A 21,897-nucleotide genomic window follows, 5' to 3' on the forward strand; every position below is an offset into this window, starting at 1 on the left:
AGTAGAAATGTCACCCGGCGAGGACCGGGCGTTAGGCAGGCCGTTGAGAAACGTGGCCACAGCAGCGGCAACGAGGGTAGCTACTCGACGGCCTGCTCATGGGTTTATCTTCCGGACTTGATCTTGGTCCAGCTTCGCGTCATCAGGCGCTGCGCCTTGGGCGGCAGTTCGGCCATCACGTACAACTTGTCCAGCACGGCCTGCGGTGGGTACACCGACTCGTCCTGGCGAATGTCCTGGTCCATCAGCTCCCCCGCCTTGACGTTGGGGTTGGCATAGCCGACATAGTCACTGACCCCGGCGATCACCTGTGGATCGAGCAGGTAGTTGATGAAGGCATGGGCCTGCTCGACATTGCCGGCATCCTTGGGGATGGCGAGCATGTCGAACCACAGGTTGGCGCCCTCCTTGGGAATCGCATAGGCGATTTCGATGCCCTTTCCGGCCTCCGCGGCACGGTCCGATGCCTGCAACACGTCACCGGAGTAGCCGAACGCCACGCAGATGTTGCCGTTGGCCAGGTCGGAAATGTATTTCGAGGAGTGGAAGTAGCTCACGTAGGGGCGCACTTCCAGCAGCTTGGCCTCGGCCTTGGCGTAGTCATCGGCGCTCTGGCTGTTCGGATCCAGGCCCAGGTAGTTGAGCACCGAGGGGATCATCTCGTCGGCCGAATCCATGAAGGACACGCCGCAGCTGGCGAGCTTCTTCATGTTCTGCGGTTCGAACAGCACGGCCCAGGAGTCGATCTTGTCGACACCCAGCACTTCCTTGACCTTGGCAACGTTGTAACCGATGCCGTTGGTGCCCCACAGATAAGGCACCGCGTACTGATTGCCCGGGTCGTTGGTTTCCAGCTGCTTGAGCAGCGCCGGGTCGAGGTTGTTCCAGTTCGGCAGCTTGCTCCGATCGAGCTTCTGGAACGCGCCCGCCTTGATCTGCTTGCCGAGAAAATGATTGGACGGCACCACCACGTCGTAGCCGCTACGGCCAGCGAGCAATTTGCCTTCCAGGGTTTCGTTGGAGTCGAAGACGTCGTAGACCGGTTTGATGCCCGTGTCTTTCTGGAACGCGGCCAGGGTGTCCTCGCCGATGTAGTCGCTCCAGTTGTAGATATGCACGGTACCGTCGGCGTGTGCCAGGGTTGCCAAGCCAACCGAAAGCGCGGTCGTGGTCAGAATCTTGCCCAGGGGAAAATGCACAGGTCGTCCTCTTCTTGTGGCTCATCACCGGCAGGTGATGCATCGCGATTCGGGAGAGCGCCACGGCAACAGCGCGGCACTCGACGGGCGGCGATCCGCCCTTGCCTACAAACGCAGACCGCGGCGCCAGGCACCGCGGTCATCAGGCATCAGCGACCGGACTTGATCTTCGTCCAGCTGCGGGTCATGGCGCGCTGGGCGGCCGGCGGCACGTCCGGGAAGGCGTACAACTTGCCCATGGTCTCCTGCGTCGGGTACACGCCCGGGTCGTTGCGAATGGCTTCATCGACCAGTGGCGTGGCCTTGGCATTGCCGTTGGGGAAGTGCACTTCGTTGGTGATCTCGGCCATGATTTCCGGCTTCAGCAGGAAGTTCATGAAGGCATAGGCCGACTCGACGTTTTCCGCATCGGCGGGGATCGCCACCATGTCGAAGAAGGTACCGGCGCCTTCCTTCGGAATGTTGTAGGCCACCTTGACCTTGCCACCCGCCTCTTCGGCCCGGGCCTTGGCCTGGTAGACGTCACCCGAGTAACCCACGGCCACGCAGAGGTTGCCGTTGGCCAGGTCGGAGATGTACTTGGAGGAGTGGAAATAGGTGATCGACGGGCGGATCTTCAGGAACAGCGCCTCGGCTTCCTTGAGCTCTTTCGGATCGGTGCTGGTCGGCTCATAGCCCAGGTACTGCAGTGCAATCGGCAGGATCTCGGTTGGCGAGTCGAGGAAGGATACGCCGCAGGCCTTCAGCTTCTCAATGTTCTCGGGCTTGAACAGCAGGTCCCAGGAATCCACCGGGGCGTTGTCGCCCAGCACGGCCTTGACCTTTTCCGGGTTGAAGCCGATGCCGATCGAGCCCCACATGTAGGGAAAGGCGTACTGGTTGCCCGGGTCGCTGACCTCGACGGTTTTCAGCAGGTTCTTGTCCAGGTTGTCCCAGTTGGACAGCTTGGACTTGTCCAGCGGCAGGTAGACCTTGGCCTTGATGTGCTTGGCCAGGAAGTTGTTGGACGGCACCACGATGTCGTAGCCCGACCGGCCCGCGAACAGCTTGGCTTCCAGGGTTTCGTTGGAGTCGTAGACGTCGTAGGTGACCTTGATGCCGGTCTCCTTGGTGAACTTGGCTACGGTGTCGGCGGCGATGTAGTCCGACCAGTTGTAGACGTTCAGTACCTTGCCATCTGCCTGCGCCATACCGGCCACGGCGCCGGCCAGCGTCACCGCCAGCAGAGTCTTGCCGAAAGTCTTGATCATGCGGTTCAGCTCCCTAATGTGATGTCGATTCAGCGGGCCGCCGTTCTTCGCGGCTGGGCCCGTTTTTTTTGGCCGGCAAGTCTGGCGATAACCACCCCATCGCTCAAGCCCTGACAGGCAATTGATTACACCCGACTGGCGCTGCATCCGCAAAAGCGTTGCAACGTCAGTCAAGCCAGTAAAGCACGGGCGGTGAGATCCAGGCATTTGCGGGCCTTGTCCACCAGCTCGTCGATCTCGCTCTTGCTGATCACCAGCGGCGGCGAAATGATCATGGTGTCGCCAACGGCGCGCATGATCAGGCCGTTCTCGAAGCAGTGACCGCGGCAGATCATCCCCACCGCCTTGTCGCTCGGATAACGCGCGCGGGTCGCTTTGTCCTTCACCAGTTCGATGGCGCCCAGCATGCCCACGCCGCGCACCTCGCCGACCAACGGATGATCGGCCAGCTCGCGCAGTCGTTTCTGCAAATACGGTGCCGTTTCCTCTCTGACCTGCTCGATGATCTTTTCTTCGCGCAGAATCCGGATGTTTTCCAGCGCCACCGCTGCTGCCACCGGGTGTCCTGAATAGGTGAAGCCGTGGTTGAAATCGCCCCCCTCGTTGAGCACCTTGACGATCTCGTCACGCACCACCAGGCCGCCCATCGGCACGTAGCCGGAGGTCAGGCCCTTGGCGATGGTCATCATGTCCGGCGTATTGCCGTAATAGTCGCTGCCGAACCACTCGCCGGTACGGCCGAACCCACAGATCACCTCGTCGGCGACGAACAGGATGTCGTACTTGGCGAGAATCTCGCGCACCCGCGGCCAGTAGCTGTCCGGGGGAATGATCACCCCGCCGGCGCCCTGGATCGGCTCGGCGATGAACGCCGCGACCTGGTCTTCGCCGACCTCGAGAATCTTCTTTTCCAGCTCATCAGCGGCCCAGATGCCAAAGGCCTCCGGGGTCATCTCGCCGCCCTCGCCGAACCAGTATGGCTGGGCGATATGGACGATGCCCGGGATCGGCAGGTCGCCCTGTTCGTGCATGCCTTTCATGCCGCCCAGGCTGGCGCCGGCGACGGTGGAGCCGTGATAGCCGTTCTCGCGGGCGATCACTACCTTCTTGTTCGGCTTGCCCTTGAGCGCCCAGTAATGGCGGACCATGCGCAGCATGGTGTCGTTGCCCTCCGAGCCCGAGCCGGTAAAGAACACGTGGTTCATGCCGGCCGGGGTCACCTCGGCGAGCGCCTTGGCCAGTTCCAGCACCGGCGGGTGGGCGGTCTGGAAGAAGGTGTTGTAGAACGGCAGCTCGCGCATCTGCTTGCTGGCGGCCTGCACCAGTTCTTCACGACCATAGCCGATGGCGAGGCACCACAGCCCGGCCATGCCATCGAGGATCTTGTTGCCTTCGCTGTCCCACAGGTGCACGCCTTCACCGCGGGTGATGATGCGTGGGCCCTTCTCGGCCAGCTGCTTGAGATCACTGAAAGGCGCCAGGTGATGGTCGCGGCTCATGGCCTGCCATTTCTGGGTATTCGCGTTGCTTGCCGTCATATTCACCTCTTATAAATGCCGGGCCGGGCGGCTCCGCGCCGGCCCGCCGGCTGGATCAGACCGAGAGCAGCAGGAACTCGCGCTCCCAGGAGCTGATCACCCGCTTGAAGTTCTCGTGCTCGGCACGCTTGACCGCCACATAGCCGCTGACGAACTTGTGGCCCAGGTACTGCTCGACCACCTGGCAGGTTTCCATGCGCTCCAGTGCCGCCTCCAGGGTCAGTGGCAGGCGCAGGTTGCGGCGCTCGTAGCCACGGCCCACCACCGGCGCGCTCGGCTCGATGCCTTCGACCATGCCGATATAGCCGCACAACAGGCTGGCCGCCAGGGCCAGGTAGGGGTTGGCATCGGCGCCGGCCAGGCGGTTTTCCACCCGACGGTTCTGCGGCGTGGCATCCGGCACGCGCAGGCCGACGGTACGGTTTTCCTCGCCCCACTCGACGTTCACCGGCGCCGAGGTATCGGGCAGGAAGCGGCGGAACGAATTGACGTTGGGCGCGAACAGCGGCAACAGCTCCGGGATGTACTTCTGCAGCCCGCCGATGTGGTGCATGAACAGCTGGCTCATCGAGCCGTCTTCGTTGGAGAAGATGTTCTTGCCGGTCTTCACGTCGATGATGCTCTGGTGCAGGTGCATGGCGCTGCCTGGCTCATCGGTGATCGGTTTGGCCATGAAGGTCGCCGCCACGTCGTGCTTGAGCGCCGCTTCGCGCATGGTGCGCTTGAACACCAGGATCTGGTCGGCCAGGTGCAGCGCGTCGCCGTGACGGAAGTTGATCTCCATCTGCGCGGGGCCTTCTTCGTGGATCAGGGTGTCCAGATCCAGGCCCTGCAGCTCGCACCAGTCGTACATGTCCTCGAACAGCGGGTCGAATTCGTTGGCCGCATCGATCGAGAAGCTCTGCCGGCCGGTTTCCGGACGCCCGGAGCGGCCCATCGGCGCCACCAGCGGGAAGTCCGGGTCGCTGTTGCGCTTGGTCAGGTAGAACTCCATCTCCGGCGCCACGATCGGCTGCCAGCCCTTGTCGGCATACAGGCGCAGCACTTTCTTGAGGATGTTGCGCGGCGACAGCTCGATCGGATTGCCCTGCTTGTCGTAGGTGTCGTGGATCACCTGGGCGGTGGGCTCGATGGCCCAGGGCACGATGAACACGGCGTTCTCGTCCGGCCGGCAGATCATGTCGATGTCGGCCGGGTCGAGCAGGTCGTAGTACACATCGTCTTCGACGTAATCGCCGGTAACCGTCTGCAACAGCACGCTCTCGGGCAGGCGCATGCCTTTTTCATCGAGGAATTTGTTGGTCGGCGAGATCTTGCCCCGGGCAATCCCCGTCAGGTCGCTGACCAGACATTCGACTTCGGTGATCTTGCGTTCTTTCAACCAGCTGGAGAGCTGGTCCAGTTTGGTGCTCATAGAGACCTCAGGTTTTTTGAAACCGGCATCCTCGGCCGGCTCGACATGCCCCGAACCTGGCGGGTGGCTTGGCGGCCAGCCACCAGCGTACGGGATAATCCAGGGTGTTCACGTTGCCACGAGCAGTGGCCCACCCGCCACTCCAGACACAGCCTTGTGCGCGCAGCGGTGCACCACCACATCGCCCTCGACTGTAACCGACCTTTGTTGCACTCGACAGCGGCAGATGCCATTGCAAGGCGCGCGCCGCCTTTGCCAGGCATCGCTGGATACGCTTGAACGGGGCAGACAACGGCACAGGGCGCAGAGGCACGCAGCCATGCTGATCGACGGCCCGGCATAGACAGGGATAACGGAAGGAAGCTGATGAGGTGTGCAGATTTTCGAGCGAATCGACTGGCTGACGTCAGCGCGAGGAAACGCTGTGCAAAACAGCGCCGAGCGGCCGTGCGCAGGAACCGCATGACCCAGGTTACAGCCAGCGAGGCCGCGAACTGTGTGGCACTGGCAATGACGCCGGATAGCGACATGCAGCTCATGAAAACACCCTTATTGTTGGATTATGTGGGCTTTCGCCGAGCTTATCCTTGTTCGTTTTTTTATACAACCGGTTCATCTCGGCTCGCCGGTGTCGCCCGACACACACCTGAAACGGTGCACTGCTTTTTCCCGGAAATGCCCTGAAACGCCCTGAAAATGGCCATCAAGCCCCTTTTTAGGGCAGCATCGAGCTGCCTTGACAGCATCTGGCGTTTGGGATTGACTCGCGGTGTGTCAGCAATTGATTGATATTTTTAACAACATAGGTGTTGCATCATGTCGGTACCCCCGCGTGCCGTTCAGCTCAATGAAGCGAACGCATTCCTCAAGGAACACCCTGAGGTTCAGTTCGTCGACCTTCTGATTGCAGATATGAATGGTGTCGTGCGCGGCAAGCGCATCGAACGTGCCAGCCTCCATAAGGTGTACGAAAAAGGCATCAATCTGCCGGCTTCGCTGTTCGCCCTGGACATCAATGGCGCCACCGTCGAAAGCACAGGCCTGGGCCTGGACATCGGCGATGCCGACCGTATCTGCTTCCCCATCCCCGATACCCTGTGCAAGGAACCCTGGCAGAAGCGCCCCACCGCGCAACTGTTGATGACCATGCACGAACTGGACGGCAGCCCCTTCTTTGCCGACCCACGAGAGGTATTGCGCCAGGTGGTACAGAAGTTCGACGAACTCGGCCTGACCATCTGCGCAGCCTTCGAACTGGAGTTCTACCTGATCGATCAGGAAAACGTGAACGGTCGGCCGCAGCCGCCGCGCTCGCCGATCTCCGGCAAGCGCCCGCACTCCACCCAGGTCTACCTGATCGACGACCTCGACGAATACGTCGACTGCCTGCAGGACATGCTCGAGGCCGCCAAGGAGCAGGCGCTGCCGGCCGACGCCATCGTCAAGGAAAGCGCCCCGGCGCAGTTCGAGGTCAACCTGCACCACACCAAGGATGCCATCAAGGCCTGCGACCACGCGCTGCTGCTCAAGCGCCTGATCAAGAACATCGCCTACGACCACGAGATGGATTCCACCTTCATGGCCAAGCCCTATCCGGGCCAGGCGGGCAACGGCCTGCACGTGCACATCTCGCTGCTCGACAAGAAAACCGGGCAGAACATCTTCGCCACCGACGATCCGGAGCAGCACGCGCCGCTGCGCCATGCCATCGCCGGGATCCTCGACACCATGCCGGCGTCGATGGCCTTCCTGTGCCCGAACGTCAACTCCTACCGCCGTTTCGGCGCGCAGTTCTATGTGCCGAACGCGCCGAGCTGGGGCCTGGACAACCGTACCGTGGCGGTACGCGTACCGACCGGCAGCAGCGACGCGACCCGCATCGAGCACCGCGTGGCCGGTGCCGACGCCAACCCGTACCTGATGATGGCCTCGATCCTCGCCGGCATTCACCACGGCCTGACCAACAAGCTGGATCCGGGTGAGCCGATCGAGGGCAATTCCTACGAGCAGTTGGAGCAGAGCCTGCCCAACAACCTGCGTGACGCCCTGCGTGAGCTCGACGACAGCGAGGTGCTCAACAAGTACATCAGCCCCGACTACATCGACATCTTCGTCGCCTGCAAGGAAGCCGAACTGCAGGAGTTCGAGACGACCATTTCCGATCTCGAATACAACTGGTACCTGCACACCGTGTAACCCCTGAAACGCCGGCAATAGCCGGCGTTTTCACAGGCGCGGCCGGCCTGCCTCGGCCAGCTGCGCCTGGCGCAGCACCTTAATTGTTACCATCGCTATCAGGATGACCGCCATGATCAGACGTCTCGCCCTTCTGCTAGCTCTCGCCCCGGCATCTGCAATGGCTGCAGCCGGCGATAGCATCCGGGTCTACAACTGGAATGACTACATCGCCCCCGAAGTGGTGGAACGCTTTCAGCAGGACACCGGAATCAGCGTCGACTACCACACCTTCAGCACAGCCGAAGAGCTCGACGCGGTAATGGCCAGCGGCGAGCCTATCGATATCGCGGTGGTCTCGCACAACACGCTGCCTCAGCTGATCAGCGACGGCAAATTGCAGCCCCTGGATCTGCCGAAACTGAGCAATCGCGCGCACCTGGATCAGGATCTGCTGAAAAAACTCGCCGCCGTTGATCCCGGTAACCGGCATGCCATTCCCTACCTGTGGGGCGCGGTTGGCCTGGCGATCAACCAGCCCAAGGCGGAAGCGGCCTACGGCGGGCCACTGCCGCATAGTTGGAGCCTGTTCTTCGACCCGGCGCAGAGCGCGCGCCTGGCCAGTTGCGGCATCAGTTCCCTGGATGCGCCGGCGGAGGTGCTGTCGGTGCTGTTCAACTACCAGGGGCGCAGCCTGGCACGCGCCGCCCCGGCGCGCATCAAGCGCGCGGGTGAGTTGCTGATGCAGGTTCGACCGAACCTGCGCTACGTGGACAGCGAGCGCTACATCGAGGATCTCGACAATGGCCGCCTGTGCATGGCGCTTGCCTGGGTGGGTGACGCCCTGGGCGCAGCCCGCAAGGGCCAGCCGGTGACCTTCGTGATCCCCGACGAGGGCTCGATGCTGTTCATCGACAACCTGGTGATTCCCAGCAGCGCGCCCCGTGCGGACCTGGCCCACCGCTTCATCGACTACCTGATGCAACCCGAGGTGGCGGCCCAGATCACCCGCGAGACCCTGTACCCCAGTGGCAATGCCGACGCCAGGCAGTTTCTCGACAGCAGCCTGAGCAACGAGCCCGCCCTGTATCCCAACGCCGAGCTGAAACGCCGCCTGCATATGCTGGAAACCCTTCCCGCCAAGCAGGCCGAGGTTCGCGACGCGGCCTGGAAGCGCTTTCGTGAGGGCGCCTGATTGACCACCCGAAAACCCCGGGCCAGTAGTCAGGCGCGTATCGAACAGATCCTCGGCGCCGCCCGTACCCTGCTGGCCGAGCAGGGCGTGGCGGCGCTCTCGATCTACACCGTGGCCGAGCGCGCCGCCATTGCACCCTCGTCGATCTACCACTTCTTTCCCAGTGTGCCCGCCCTGCTGCAGGCGCTTACCGCCGATGTGCACCGCGCCTTCCGCGCCTGCCTGCAGGAGCCCATCGATGCCGAGCGGTTATCCTGCTGGCGCGACCTTGCGCGGCTTATCGAGCAGCGCATGCTGAGCATCTATGCCGGTGATGCCGCGGCCCGGCAGCTGATCCTCGCCCAGCATGGCCTCGCCGAAGTGACCCAGGCCGACCGCCAGCACGATATCGAGCTCAGCCAGCAGAATCGCGCGCTGTTCGAGCGCTATTTCGAGTTGCCCGCCTTGCCGGAGGATATCGATGTGTTCGCACTGGCCATGGAGCTGGGTGACCGCGTTTACGCCCGCTCGATTCACCAGCACGGCGAGATCACGCCGCGCTACGCCGAAGAAGGCCTGCGGGTGTTCGAAGCCTATCTGGGGCTATACCTGCCCCCCTTCCTGCGCAAACGCGCTGCGCCTTGATGGCTGCCCGTTGCGGCGCGCTATCGCTGGCACCCGTTCGAGCGCTGACCGACGATCCGAACAATCCCATGAATTACAAATATTTATCTGCAAAGCATGGGTATTAAACATAAACAGTCGCTTTCTATAGCTTCTAAATTCGATATATATCGACTATAAGATCACCCTTGGGTGGACATTCTTGTCCTCGCCCGCTTGAATCGATAGCGCTGCCGATGCCGGCGCCATGATCCATTCCCTGGAGGCTATGCATGTCTCGTACCGTCAGCGTGGCGGCCACTCAGATGGCCTGCGCCTCGGATACCGCGACGAACATCGCCAATGCCGAAAAGCATGTGCGCGAAGCGGCAGCCAGGGGTGCGCAGATCATCCTGCTGCCAGCGCTGTTCGAGACGCCGTACTTCTGCCAGAAACCCGACCAGCACTCCCTGCAATTGGCCACCCGGGTGGATGACAACCTGGCCATCAGGCATTTCCAGGCGCTGGCCAGAGAACTGCAGGTGGTCTTGCCGATCAGCTTCTACGAACTGGCCGGGCAGGCGCGCTTCAGCAGCGTGGCGGTAATCGATGCCGACGGCAGGAACCTCGGCATCTATCGCAAGAGCCACATCCCCGAGGGTCCCGGCTACCACGAGAAGTACTACTTCAACCCTGGCGACACCGGTTTCAAGGTGTGGGATACCCGCTACGCCCGCGTCGGCGTCGGCATCTGCTGGGATCAGTGGTTTCCCGAGTGCGCCCGTGCCATGGCCCTGCAGGGTGCCGAGCTGTTGTGCTACCCGACCGTCATCGGCAGCGAGCCCCACGACGCCGCCATCCTCGCGCGCGACCATTGGCAACGGGTGCTACAGGGCCACGCTGGCGCCAACCTGATACCGCTGATGGCCAGCAACCGCCTTGGCGTGGAACAGCAGCACGGTTACGCCACCAACTTCCATGGTGCATCCTTCATCGCCAACCAGTTCGGCGAAAAGGTCGAAGAACTCGGCGAGCGCGAAGCCGGCGTGCGGGTACACAGCTTCGACCTCGCCAAGCTCGAGCAGGTGCGCGGCGCCTGGGGCACATGCGGCGATCGCCGCCCCGACCTGTATACGCCATTGACAACCCCGGACGGCACACCTGCCTCCTGACCCCACAGACCTTGCGCAACGGAGCACGCCCATGACCACGCTGACCTCGACACCCCGCGCTGACGGCTTTCGCATGCCGGCCGAATGGGAACCCCATAGCCAGACCTGGATGGTATGGCCGGAACGGCCGGACAACTGGCGCCTGGGTGGCAAACCTGCTCAGCAGGCCTTCACCGCCGTGGCCCGAGCCATTGCCGAGTTCGAACCGGTGACGGTCTGCGTATCGGCCGGGCAATACGAGAATGCCTGTGCGCACCTGCAGCACGCGCAGATTCGGGTAGTGGAAATGAGCACCGACGACGCCTGGGTGCGCGACACCGGCCCGACCTTCGTGACCAGTGCTCAGGGCGAACTGCGCGGCGTCGACTGGGGCTTCAATGCCTGGGGCGGTTTCGAAGGCGGCCTGTACTTCCCGTGGCTGCGTGACGACCAGGTGGCCAGCAAGATCCTCAACATCGAGGGCTGCCACCGTTACCGCACCGAGGGTTTCGTGCTCGAGGGCGGCTCGATCCACGTCGACGGTGAAGGCACCCTGATCACCACCGAAGAATGCCTGCTCAACCACAACCGCAACCCGCACCTGAGCCGCGAGCAGATCGAAGCCGTGCTGGCCGATCACCTGGCCATCGATACCGTGATCTGGCTGCCCCATGGCTTGTACAACGACGAGACCGACGGCCACGTCGACAACTTCTGCTGCTACGTGCGCCCGGGCGAAGTGCTGCTGGCCTGGACGGACGATCCGCAGAACCCCAACTACAGCCGCTGCCAGGAGGCCATGGCGGTGCTGGAAAACGCCCGCGACGCCAAAGGCCGCACGCTGACCGTGCACAAGATGCCGATCCCGGGGCCCCTGCATGCCAGCGAGGAAGAATGCGCCGGCGTCGACCGCGTGCTCGGCAGCCAGGAGCGTAGCCCGGAGGTCCGCCTGGCCGGCTCCTACGTGAACTTCCTGATCGTCAACGGCGGCATCGTCGCGCCCAGCTTCGACGACCCCAAGGACCCGGAAGCCAAGGCCATTCTCGAGCGCCTGTTTCCCGAACACCGCGTGGTGATGGTGCCGGGCCGGGAGATCCTGCTCGGTGGCGGCAACATTCACTGCATCACCCAGCAGCAGCCGGCGATCCGGCAGTGAACTGAGCGATAACCCGGACGCCAGACAAGCAAAAGCCCGGAACCAGTCCGGGCTTTTGCGCATGCAGGAGCCGCCGCAGAGAGCGGCTCGGTGCGGTGCTTACATCAGCGGGATGCTGTAGCTGACGATCAGACGGTTCTGATCGGTATCAGCAGCAGCTTCGCTGCGCAGGGAAGCGTTACGCCAGGCGAAACCCAGGCCTTTGGCAGCGCCGTCCTGAACCACGTAGCTGACGGTCAGGTCACGCTCCCACTCTTTCAGATCGCCGTCAGCCGACTTGATGTTGTCGCCTTTCATGTACAGCACGTTGGCGGTCAGGCCAGGCACACCGATCTTGCCGAAGTCGTAGCCGTACTGGGTGATCCAGGTACGCTCGCCAGCACGGGCGAAGTTGGTGATCTGACGGTCGGTGATCAGGTAGGTAGTTGCACCACCCTGGCCAGGAATCGAACCCTGGTTCAGCTGGATGAACTGGCTGTCGCCCGATACCTGCTGGTAACCAGCGCTCAGGGCATGGCCTTCCAGGCTGTAGGTGAAGAATGCGCTCCAGGTGCGGTTGTCGACCTCGCCGAAATCGGAGTTGGCACGACCACCATTCCAATAGCCGCTACCGATGTAGCCATCGGCACGACCGGCAGCACTGCTGTTCTTGCCGTCGGAGCTGGTGTCGAAGTAACGCAGATCGGACTTCAGGGAGCCGGCACCCAGCGCCAGGGTATGGGTCAGGCCCAGGAAGTGCTGCTTGTAGAAGTCATCCAGGTTGCCGTAGTAGTACTGAACCAGCAGATCCTTGTTGATCTTGTAGTCGGCACCACCGTAGTAGAACTTGTTGCTGTCGGCGCCAGCACCGGCACCAGCGATAGCCAGCGAATCGGCATTGGAAGATGCACGGCCCTTGGCGTGTTCCAACTGACCGGCAACCAGGGTCAGGTTGTCGATTTCGTTGGAGGTGATCTGCGCGCCTTCGAAGGTCTGCGGAACCAGACGACCATCGTTGAAGGTCACGACCGGCAGTTTCGGCTGCAGAGTGCCTACGTGAGCGACGGTCTTGGAGAAACGGATCTTGCCGGTCAGGCCCATGCTGCTGAACTCGTCGCGAGCAGTGCCATCACTTTCCAGTGGGAACAGCGCACTAGGCGTACGATCTTGCCCGGCTTTGCCAGTACGGCCGCCACCGTCCAGGCGTACACCCAGCAAACCGATAGCGTCAACACCAACACCGATGGTGCCTTCGGTGAAGCCCGACTGCAGGTTCAGCTGAAATGCCTGGCCCCATTCGCGAACCTGACCGCTGTGAGCGGTGCCAACACCAACATCGCCTTGGCTCTCACGGTTGTCGTTGTCGAAGTAGAAGTTACGCAGGTCCAGCTTGGCCTTGCTGTCTTCGATAAAGGCAGCGTTGGCCACATGGCTCAGGGTCAGACCCAGAGTACCGGCGGCTACAGCGAGCGCCAGGGAAGCTTTTTTCATCGTGATCTCTCCAGTGTTCTGTTCTTTTATTGGTGCAGCATATCGGCCCGCAAGGCGCCGCCTTCATGGCGAGCAGCCAGCCGAATTCATGTACGGCCGTCGAGTGCCAGGCAGCCGGAAGGCGCCGCAGATACACGGACGACAGTACGAAATACGTTCAGGGGTAAAGGTGAATCAGGTTGCTGCGGCTACCGCATTGGCAGAAAACAGGCATCGTTCAATTCTCGGCATTCTTATTGTCCGGCCCTCAATGGCCGCTGCTGTATGAATTTAGCACAGCAGGTTACATGCCATGGACGACTAAAGTCGCATAACAGCTAACAATTCAATATGTTATCGAAAAAGGCCGATCGTGGGGCAGTGCCCATCCACAGGGAATGGGCAATTAATTGCCTATGAAAGCCGCCAAACAGGCGGTTTTCCGCCAGCTCAGCTGGTCACGATCTGATTCTTGCCCTGCCGTTTGGCCTGGTACATGGCCGCGTCGGCGCGTGCATAGAGCACGTCGAGCCCTGGGTCGCCACCGCGCAGGGATGTCAGCCCCTGGCTGACCGTGACGCCAAAGGTCGTGCCTTCATGGGTGAACGACAGGCGCTGGATCTCCCGTTGCAGACGCTGGGCGATCTGCGACGCCAGTTCCGGCTCACAGCCTGGGAACAGCGCCGCGAATTCTTCACCACCAATGCGCCCGAACAGATCACCCCGGCGCAGCACCGCGCTGGCACAGTTGGCCAGTTGTTGCAGCACCTGGTCACCGACCTGATGGCCGTGGGTATCATTGATGTGCTTGAAGTCGTCCAGATCCAGAAGCAGAAAGGCCAGCGGCTGCCCATGGGCACGCGCCAGCTCGAACTCGCTTTGCGCGCACTCGAAAAAGTGCCGACGGTTGCTGCTCTGGGTCAACACGTCGGTGGTCGCCAGGCGATGCAGTTCGCCTTCGAGCTGCTTCTTCTCGGTGATGTCTTCGGCGATGCCAAAGATGATGGGCGAGGCGTGGCTCTCGCTCTGCCGGCCGATAAAGCATTTGTCACTGAGCCAGCGGATTTCGCCATCGGCGCGGATGATCCGATACTCCCGGGCCTCCACGGCACCGGTCTCCAGTACCTTGGCCATGCTCTCGGCGGCGTACTCCAGGTCATCCGGATAGATGCTGTTGCGCCACTCGCCATAGTCGGCCAGCAACAAGCCGGCCGAGCGGCCGAAAACCAGCTCGTAGGCCGGGCTGACATAGATGATCTGCTGGGCCTCCCAGTCGAAGGCCCAGAGTACGGCGTTGACACTTCCCAACAGCGTACTGAACAGCTGCTCGCGCTCGCGCAGCCGGGTGCTCTCGGCACGGCTGTGCAGCAAAGCCAGGGTCAGCTCTTCCAGGTCGATAGCAGCGAGTTCATCCATATACCGATCCAGAGCATTGGCCTTTAGATTGCGGTGGGGGCCGCCAACGGGATCGAAAAAGCCCGCCGAATGGCGGGCTTCTATGTGGCAACCAGGTCACAGCTATGACCATGCCGGCAGTGGGCGGTTCACCGCCCACTCAGCTTTGTGCGCTACGTCACGCTGCGACGGGCCGCAACGAGTAGGTCTTCAACTGCTCGGCGAAGTCACGCAGGGACTGAATGCCACTCGCCTCGGCATCGTGTACCCACTGCTTGATGGCCTCGAGCATGTCGTGACCATTGGCACTGGTACGCGCCCAGATCAACTGCAGCGCCAGGCGCTTCTCGTAGATCACCTTGAGCGCCTGGCTGTGCGCCAGCATGGCGTCGATATGCACCTGTTGCTTGTCCTGCAGCAGGCTCGGCTCACGCGAGAGCAGGCGCTTGGCGCGGCGGAACTGGTGGCGAACCGACTCATCGGCCTTGGCCAGTTCCTGGGTGACCAGCGGTGCGATCACCAGCTTGCGGTACTGGGCCATGATCTGGAAGCGGTTGTTGAGAATGGCCATGGCGGTGTCCATGTCCAGAATCCCCTTGCCCGGTACCCGATGAGCGATTGGCGCAACGCGCTGAACCTTGGCCAGGCGCAGAAAACTGAACAGGCGGATCCACGCCCAGCCCATGTCGAACTCCCAGGGCTTGACCGACAGCTTGGCGGAGTTGGGATAGGTGTGGTGATTGTTGTGCAGCTCCTCGCCGCCAATGATGATGCCCCAGGGCACCAGGTTGGTGGCCGCGTCGCGGCATTCGAAGTTGCGATAACCGACGGCGTGACCCAGGCCGTTGATGACCCCGGCCGCCCAGAAGGGAATCCAGATCATCTGCACGGCCCACACGGTGAGGCCCAGTGCGCCGAACAGCAGCACGTCGATGATCAGCATCAGCGACACACCGCCAAGCGGGAAGCGCGAGTAGACGTTGCGCTCGATCCAGTCATCGGGGCAATTCTTGCCGTAGATGCGCAGGGTGTCCTCGTTCTTCGCCTCGTCGGCATACAGTTCGGCGCCTTTGCGCATCACCGTACCGAGCCCTTTCACTACCGGGCTGTGCGGGTCGTCGGCGGTTTCACATTTGGCGTGGTGCTTGCGGTGGATGGCCGTCCACTCGCGGGTGTTCATGCCTGTGGTCATCCACAGCCAGAACCGGAAGAAGTGCTTGAGTAGCGGATTCAGCTCCAGGGAGCGGTGGGCAGAGTAACGATGCAGATAGACCGTTACGGCCACGATGGTGATGTGCGTCATCACCAGGGTGACGACTATGAGCTGCCAGACCGGCAGATCGAGAAAACCGTTGTACCACATGGGCAGGGGTACCTCTTGCAGAGAAAAAGCGATGCGAACAATGTGCCGCGCTTCCATTATCAACATCAGCTGCGGGAAAACCACTTGGTCTTTTGGCTAAGAATGTTACAAAGACGCCCCCACGGATGATCTTTTTCTGCGCCAACGAAGCCACTCGCCACCCATGAGCACTCGCCAAGGCGCGCTGCGCCTGACTTTCACCTACTTGATAAGCGCCGGTCTGTGGATCGTGCTCAGCGACCTGCTGCTGGCCTCCCTCGATCTAACGGCCCGACAGACGGAGCAGCTTCAGGTCTGGAAGGGCCTGGTATTCGTGCTGCTGACCAGTAGCCTGCTGTACCTGGTGCTCAACCGTCAGTTGCACCGCCAGGCGCAGATCGGCGCGGCGCTGCGCGCCAGCGAGGAGCGCCTCAGCCTGGCCCTGTCGGCCACCGAAGACGGTCTCTGGGACTGGGATCTGCACCACCAGCGCCTGTATTACTCGCCTGGGTATCACACGCTACTGGGCCTGAACGATGGCGAGCTGGGCAGCGACCGTGAGCAGTGGCAGCAATTGCTGCATCCCGAGGATCGCCCGGCCTACCAGCGCGCCCTCGACGAAGTGCTGCAGGCGAGCGAAGACACCGCCTACGAGAACAGCTACCGCCTGCGCCACCGTGACGGCAGCTACCGCTGGGTGCTGTCGCGCGGGCGTCTGCAACTCGATGGCCTGGGGCGACCGGCGCGTTTCATCGGCACGGTCAAGGACATCACCCAGCGTCGCGCCGACGCCGACAGCCTGCGCCAGGCGGCAGCGGTATTCGAGTCGACCCAGGAAGGCGTGCTGGTCACCGATGCGCAGCAGACCATCGTGCACATCAACCCGGCGTTCAGCCGCATCACCGGCTACAGCGAAGCGGAGATCCTCGGCAAGCACACCAGGCTGCTGAAATCCGGCCGCCACGACGCCGCGTTCTACCAGCATCTCTGGCACCGCCTGCAGACCCAGGGCACCTGGAGCGGCGAGGTGTGGAACCGCCGCAAGGATGGTGAAATCTACCCGCAATGGCAGTGCATTCGCACCGTGCGCGGTGACCACGGCCAACCCAGCCATTACGTTGCGGTGTTTTCCGACATCAGCCTGCTCAAGCACTCCCAGCAGGAGCTCGATCACCTCGCCCACCATGATCCGCTGAGCGGCCTGCCCAACCGCCTGCTGTTCGGCGAGCGCGTCGAGCATGCCCTGCAGCGCGCCCAGCGCGATGGGGAGCGTGGCGCCGTACTGGTGGTGGACCTGGATCACTTCAAGCACATCAACGAAAGCCTCGGCCACAACGTCGGCGACCTGCTGCTGAAAGCCGCTGGCGAGCGGCTGGCCAGCCGGCTCGGCAGCGCCAGCACCCTGGCGCGCCTGGGTGGCGATGAATTCGCCGTGCTCTGCGAGGACTGCCCCCAGGCAGAACAGGCAGCGCACCTGGCGCAGACCTTGATCGACTGCCTGAACGCCCCCTTTCTGCTCGACGGACAGGAGCTGTTCATCTCGGCCAGCGTCGGTATCTGCCTGTATCCGGAAAACGCAAAGACCGTCGACGAGGCGCTGCGCAACGTCGACTCGGCGCTGTTCAAGGCCAAGAGCAGTGGCCGTGAAGGCTTCGCCTTCTACGACCAGGCGCAGACCGAGTATGCCCGCCAGCGCGTGGAGTTGATCGCCGGCATGCGCCATGCCATCGACAATGGCGAACTACGGGTGCATTACCAGCCGCTGCACAGCCTCGCCGACAACTGCCTGATCGGCGTCGAGGCGCTGGTACGCTGGCAACATCCGCAACGGGGACTGGTGCCACCTGGCGAATTCATCCCGATTGCCGAAGACAGCGGCCTGATCAGCGCCATCGACGCCTGGGTACTCGAACAGGCATGCCAGCAGATGGTGGCCTGGCGCAGCGCCGGACACCGCCTGCAATTCGTGGCCGTGAACATTTCCAGCCGCCTGTTCAGCCGCGGCGAGCTGGATCAGCGCGTCGCCCAGGTATTGGCCAGCAGCGGCCTGCCGGCAGGCTGCCTGGAGCTGGAGGTGACGGAAAGCGCGGTGATGGATGACCCGGATCAGGCCCAGGCCCTGCTCGTACGGTTGCGCAACCTGGGGGTACGCCTGGCGATCGACGACTTCGGCACCGGCTACAGCTCGCTGGCGCGCCTGAAACGCTTGCCGGTGCACAAGCTCAAGCTCGACCAGAGCTTTGTCGCCGGCCTGCCCCACGATAACGACGACCTGGCGATCACCCGGGCGGTCATCGCCCTGGCCCACAGCATGGAGATGAAGGTGCTCGCCGAGGGCGTGGAGCGTGACGAGCAGTTGCAGCGCCTGCGCCAGCTGGGCTGCGACTACGCCCAGGGTTATTTCATTGGCCGGCCGGTGCCGGCCCAGGATCTGAAACTGGCGTGACCGGTGCCACGCCAGGGGCCCACCTCAGAACAACGCCTTGCGCGCTTCGCTGCTCAGCACTTCGTCAGGACGCTGGCCAACGGCTTCGGCAACCTGGTAAGCACGCTGCACCGCAGAACGCTTGCCCATACGTGCCAGCCAGGCCGCCATGTTGGGGAAGTCCTCGAGGCGCTGGCGCTGCAGCTCCCAGCCCTTGGCCCAGGGGTAAATGGCCATGTCGGCAATCGAATAGTCACCGGCCACGTACTCGCGCCCCTCGAGCTGGCGGTCCAGCACGCCGTACAGGCGCGCGGTTTCCTTCACGTAGCGATCGATGGCATAGGGAATCTGCTCCGGCGCGAAACGCACGAAGTGATGATTCTGCCCGGCCATCGGGCCCAGGCCGCCCATCTGCCAGTGCAGCCATTGCTGCACCTGCACGCGCAGGCGTGGCTGCAGTGGCATGAAGCGACCGATCTTGTCGGCCAGGTATTCGAGAATCGCCCCGGATTCGAACACCGAGATCGGCTCGCCGCCGTCGCTGGGGTTGTTGTCGACGATGGCCGGAATCCGGTTGTTCGGCGAGATTTTCAGGAACGCCGGTTCGAACTGCTGGCCGGCGCCGATATTGACCGGGTGCACGTTGTACTCCAGCCCGCTCTCTTCGAGAAAGATGCTGATCTTGTGGCCATTGGGGGTTGTCCAGTAATGGAGGTCGATCATGGGCGCTCCTGTCGATGATGGCGGCCTGCCTGCCGGCGCCGCTGGGCAATGGGTAAATCTTGGAGCCAGGCGCGGCGCACAGAGTTCAGCTGCGCTGACCCGCAGCGCGGCGGCATCCGTGCGCCGGCAAGCAAAGCGCCTCTCGCACTGAACGATGCAGGCAAGGCACAATCGAAACGCCGCGCTGAACGGCGTGTCAGTCTTCTTTCCCGCTAAAGGTCGCGATCCGGATGCCGTCTTCCTCCTTGCGCCACTCGCTGCGCCGCCTCTGGGCGCTGGACAAGTTCAGCTACAGCCTGCGGGTGTTCATCGCCCTGGGCGGCAGCCTGGCGCTGTGTTGGCACCAGGGCTGGATGCACAGCCTGATCCCGCTGTTTCTCGGCGTGATCGCCAGCGCCCTGGCGGAAACCGACGATAGCTGGCAGGGGCGGCTCGCCGCACTGCTGGTCACCCTGGGCTGCTTCAGCGCCGCGGCCTATGCGGTCGAATTCCTGTTCCCCTACCCCTGGCTGTTCGTCAGTGCCCTGGCGCTATCGGCCTTTACCCTGACCATGCTCGGCGCCCTGGGCGAACGCTTTGCCACGCTCGGCTCGGCCACGCTGATTCTGGCGGTGTACAGCATGATCGGCGTGGAGCAGCGCGGCGGCGTTGCCGGGCTGTGGCTCGAGCCGCTGCTGCTGGTGGCGGGTGCCGCCTGGTACGGTGCGCTGTCGGTGCTCTGGCATGCCTTGTTCGCCCACCAACCGGTGCAACAGAGCCTGGCTCGGCTGTTTCGGGAACTGGGGCTGTACCTCAAGCTCAAGGCCGCACTGTTCGAACCGCTGCGCCAGCTGGACGTGGAAACCCGTCGCCTGGATCTGGCCAAGCAGAATGGCCGGGTGGTGGCGGCGCTCAACGCGACCAAGGAAATCATCCTGCACCGGGTCGGCAATGGCCGCCCTGGCCCGAAGGTCAGCCGCTACCTGAAGCTGTATTTCCTCGCCCAGGACATCCACGAGCGCGCCAGCTCCTCGCACTATCCCTACAACGCCCTGGCCGACGCTTTCTTCCACAGCGACGTGATGTTCCGCTGCCAGCGCCTGCTGCGCCTGCACGGCAAGGCCTGTCACGCCCTGGCCCAGGCCATCGAACTGCGCCAGCCGTTCGAATACGGCGAGCACTACAGCCAGGCCCAAGCCGATCTGCAGGCGTCTCTGGAGCACCTGCGCATCCAGAGCAACCCGGCCTGGAAACACCTGCTGCGTTCGCTTGGTGCCCTGGCCGGCAACCTCGGCACCCTCGACCGCCTGCTGAGCAGCGCCAGCAACCCCGATGCCCTGGCCGAAGAGCAGGACAGCTCGCTGCTCGACCGCGAGCCGCAATCGCTGCGCGACGTATGGGAGCGCATCCGCCTGCAGCTCACCCCGACCTCGCTGCTGTTCCGCCATGCCCTGCGCCTGTCCATCGCCCTGGCCGCCGGTTACGGCGTGCTGCACTGGATCCACCCGACCCAGGGCTATTGGATTCTGCTCACCACCCTGTTCGTCTGCCAGCCCAACTACGGCGCCACGCGCATAAAGCTGGTGCAGCGCATCATCGGCACCGTACTCGGGCTGCTGCTGGGCTGGGCGCTGATCGACCTGTTCCCGGCACAGCTGATCCAGGCCTTTTTCGCCGTGGCAGCCGGCGTGGTGTTCTTCGCCACCCGCTCCAGCCGCTACACCGTGGCCACGGCGGCGATCACCCTGCTGGTGCTGTTCTGCTTCAACCAGGTGGGCGATGGCTATGGGCTGATCCTGCCGCGCCTGTTCGACACCCTGCTCGGCAGCCTGATCGCCGGCCTGGCGGTGTTCCTGATCCTGCCGGACTGGCAGGGCCGCCGGCTCAATCGCGTGGTGGCCAACACCCTGAGCTGCAACAGCACCTACCTGCGGCAGATCATGCGCCAGTACACCGAAGGCAAACGCGACGACCTCGCCTACCGCTTGGCCCGGCGCAACGCCCACAACGCCGACGCCGCGCTGTCGACCACCCTGGGCAACATGCTGATGGAGCCCGGGCACTTCCGTAAGGAGGCGGATATCGGCTTTCGCTTCCTGGTGCTCTCGCACACCCTGCTCAGCTATCTGTCGGGCCTGGGCGCGCATCGCGGCGAGGCGTTGCTGGCCGATGAACAAGGCGAGCTGCCGGCCAGTGCCCAGCGCCTGGCCGATAGCCTCGACGAGATCGCCCGCGGCTTGAACGAGCTGAGCCCGGTAGCTATCCAGAGCGACAGCGAAGAGCAACTCGCCGGCGTCCTGGAGCAGATACCCGAAGAGCTCGACGATGCGCAGCGCCTGGTGCAGACCCAGCTCTCGCTGATTGCCCGGCAGCTCGGGCCGCTACGCACGCTGGCCGCTCACCTCCTGAAAAACCGCGCCAAGGCGACCCGTTGATGGACAAGCAAGCCATCGTCCAACAGGTGATCGAGCACCTGGCCGGCGACCTGTCTGCCGCCGAGCAGGCCGCGCGGGTCGCCCATGAGACGGCGACCCACGAAGAGAACATCGCCGAGAACAAATACGACACCCTGGGCCTGGAAGCGGCCTACCTGGCTGCCGGCCAGGCACGCCGCGTAGAGGAAATCGGCCTGACGCTACGGGCCTGGCGGCAGCTGCAACTACGCCCTTTCGATGCAGTCCTGGGCATCCGCCTCACCGCGCTGGTATTGCTGGCTGACGAAAACGACCACGAGCAATGGCTGTTCCTCGGCCCGGATGGCGCGGCGATCAAGGTGCAGGCCCTGCAGCGGGAAATTCTCGTGCTCAGCCCCCACGCGCCGCTCGGCCAGCGCCTGCTGGGCCGTCAGCCCGGCGATGAAATCGAATTGAAGATCGCCGGCCGCGTACAGCATCACCAGATCATCGAGGCGCACTGAACGACGC

17 protein-coding genes are annotated in these 21,897 nt (G+C 63.1%); 9 read left to right on the top strand and 8 right to left on the bottom strand.

Annotation, left to right across the window (positions count from 1 at the left end):
* Positions 1-104: 104 nt before the first annotated feature.
* The 4 genes from QYS36_RS23005 to QYS36_RS23020 all read right to left on the bottom strand — a co-directional run bounded on the left by QYS36_RS23005 (position 105) and on the right by QYS36_RS23020 (position 5,401).
* Positions 105-1,178 (bottom strand): polyamine ABC transporter substrate-binding protein, encoded by a 1,074-nt coding sequence (locus tag QYS36_RS23005; RefSeq protein WP_308841825.1) that lies wholly within the window; start codon positions 1,176-1,178, stop codon positions 105-107.
* Between the two features lie 170 nt (positions 1,179-1,348).
* On the bottom strand, positions 1,349-2,449 hold the full coding sequence (locus QYS36_RS23010; RefSeq protein WP_308841682.1) for a polyamine ABC transporter substrate-binding protein: 1,101 nt from the start codon (positions 2,447-2,449) through the stop codon (positions 1,349-1,351).
* A gap of 170 nt (positions 2,450-2,619) precedes the next feature.
* Positions 2,620-3,987 (bottom strand): aspartate aminotransferase family protein, encoded by a 1,368-nt coding sequence (locus QYS36_RS23015; protein WP_374990490.1) that lies wholly within the window; start codon positions 3,985-3,987, stop codon positions 2,620-2,622.
* Between the two features lie 55 nt (positions 3,988-4,042).
* The gene (locus QYS36_RS23020) at positions 4,043-5,401 is read right to left on the bottom strand and encodes a glutamine synthetase family protein (protein WP_308841684.1); all 1,359 of its coding nucleotides are present in this window, start codon (positions 5,399-5,401) and stop codon (positions 4,043-4,045) included.
* Positions 5,402-5,863: 462 nt separating this feature from the next.
* Here QYS36_RS23020 and QYS36_RS23025 point away from each other — a divergent pair, with 462 nt between their 5' ends.
* The 6 genes from QYS36_RS23025 to aguA all read left to right on the top strand — a co-directional run bounded on the left by QYS36_RS23025 (position 5,864) and on the right by aguA (position 11,660).
* On the top strand, positions 5,864-6,085 hold the full coding sequence (locus QYS36_RS23025) for a hypothetical protein (RefSeq protein WP_308841685.1): 222 nt from the start codon (positions 5,864-5,866) through the stop codon (positions 6,083-6,085).
* Between the two features lie 132 nt (positions 6,086-6,217).
* A complete protein-coding gene (locus tag QYS36_RS23030; RefSeq protein WP_308841686.1) occupies positions 6,218-7,597 on the top strand; it encodes a glutamine synthetase family protein in 1,380 nt (459 codons plus the stop codon).
* A gap of 112 nt (positions 7,598-7,709) precedes the next feature.
* Positions 7,710-8,771, top strand: coding sequence for a polyamine ABC transporter substrate-binding protein (locus QYS36_RS23035; RefSeq protein WP_308841687.1), 1,062 nt, complete (start codon positions 7,710-7,712; stop codon positions 8,769-8,771).
* Positions 8,772-9,395: a TetR/AcrR family transcriptional regulator gene (locus QYS36_RS23040; protein ID WP_308841688.1), complete on the top strand. Its 624-nt coding sequence runs from the start codon at positions 8,772-8,774 to the stop codon at positions 9,393-9,395.
* Between the two features lie 251 nt (positions 9,396-9,646).
* A complete protein-coding gene (gene aguB, locus QYS36_RS23045; protein ID WP_308841689.1) occupies positions 9,647-10,525 on the top strand; it encodes an N-carbamoylputrescine amidase in 879 nt (292 codons plus the stop codon).
* A 31-nt stretch (positions 10,526-10,556) separates the two neighbouring features.
* Entirely contained in the window at positions 10,557-11,660 is a 1,104-nt protein-coding gene (gene aguA / locus QYS36_RS23050; RefSeq protein ID WP_308841690.1) for an agmatine deiminase, read from the top strand.
* Positions 11,661-11,759: 99 nt separating this feature from the next.
* Here aguA and QYS36_RS23055 read toward each other — a convergent pair whose 3' ends face one another.
* The 3 genes from QYS36_RS23055 to desA form a co-directional block, all read right to left on the bottom strand.
* Positions 11,760-13,130 carry an OprD family porin gene (locus QYS36_RS23055; RefSeq protein ID WP_308841691.1) on the bottom strand — a complete coding sequence of 457 codons (1,371 nt, stop codon included), beginning with the start codon at positions 13,128-13,130 and terminating at the stop codon, positions 11,760-11,762.
* Positions 13,131-13,559: 429 nt separating this feature from the next.
* Entirely contained in the window at positions 13,560-14,525 is a 966-nt protein-coding gene (locus tag QYS36_RS23060; RefSeq protein WP_308841692.1) for a sensor domain-containing diguanylate cyclase, read from the bottom strand.
* Between the two features lie 157 nt (positions 14,526-14,682).
* A complete protein-coding gene (gene desA, locus QYS36_RS23065; protein ID WP_308841693.1) occupies positions 14,683-15,867 on the bottom strand; it encodes a delta-9 fatty acid desaturase DesA in 1,185 nt (394 codons plus the stop codon).
* A 163-nt stretch (positions 15,868-16,030) separates the two neighbouring features.
* Between desA and QYS36_RS23070 the strand changes: the two genes are divergently transcribed.
* The gene (locus QYS36_RS23070) at positions 16,031-18,292 is read left to right on the top strand and encodes an EAL domain-containing protein (protein WP_308841694.1); all 2,262 of its coding nucleotides are present in this window, start codon (positions 16,031-16,033) and stop codon (positions 18,290-18,292) included.
* 24 nt (positions 18,293-18,316) lie between these two features.
* Here QYS36_RS23070 and QYS36_RS23075 read toward each other — a convergent pair whose 3' ends face one another.
* A complete protein-coding gene (locus QYS36_RS23075) occupies positions 18,317-18,994 on the bottom strand; it encodes a glutathione S-transferase N-terminal domain-containing protein (RefSeq protein ID WP_308841695.1) in 678 nt (225 codons plus the stop codon).
* 230 nt (positions 18,995-19,224) lie between these two features.
* Here QYS36_RS23075 and yccS point away from each other — a divergent pair, with 230 nt between their 5' ends.
* The gene (yccS, locus tag QYS36_RS23080) at positions 19,225-21,408 is read left to right on the top strand and encodes a YccS family putative transporter (RefSeq protein WP_308841696.1); all 2,184 of its coding nucleotides are present in this window, start codon (positions 19,225-19,227) and stop codon (positions 21,406-21,408) included.
* A complete protein-coding gene (locus QYS36_RS23085; RefSeq protein ID WP_308841697.1) occupies positions 21,408-21,890 on the top strand; it encodes a transcription elongation factor GreAB in 483 nt (160 codons plus the stop codon). Before yccS ends, QYS36_RS23085 begins: the two co-directional genes overlap by 1 nt.
* Positions 21,891-21,897: the final 7 nt, after the last annotated feature.

This window comes from Pseudomonas sp. G34, assembly GCF_031119625.1.
In the GTDB taxonomy this organism is placed as follows: domain Bacteria; phylum Pseudomonadota; class Gammaproteobacteria; order Pseudomonadales; family Pseudomonadaceae; genus Aquipseudomonas.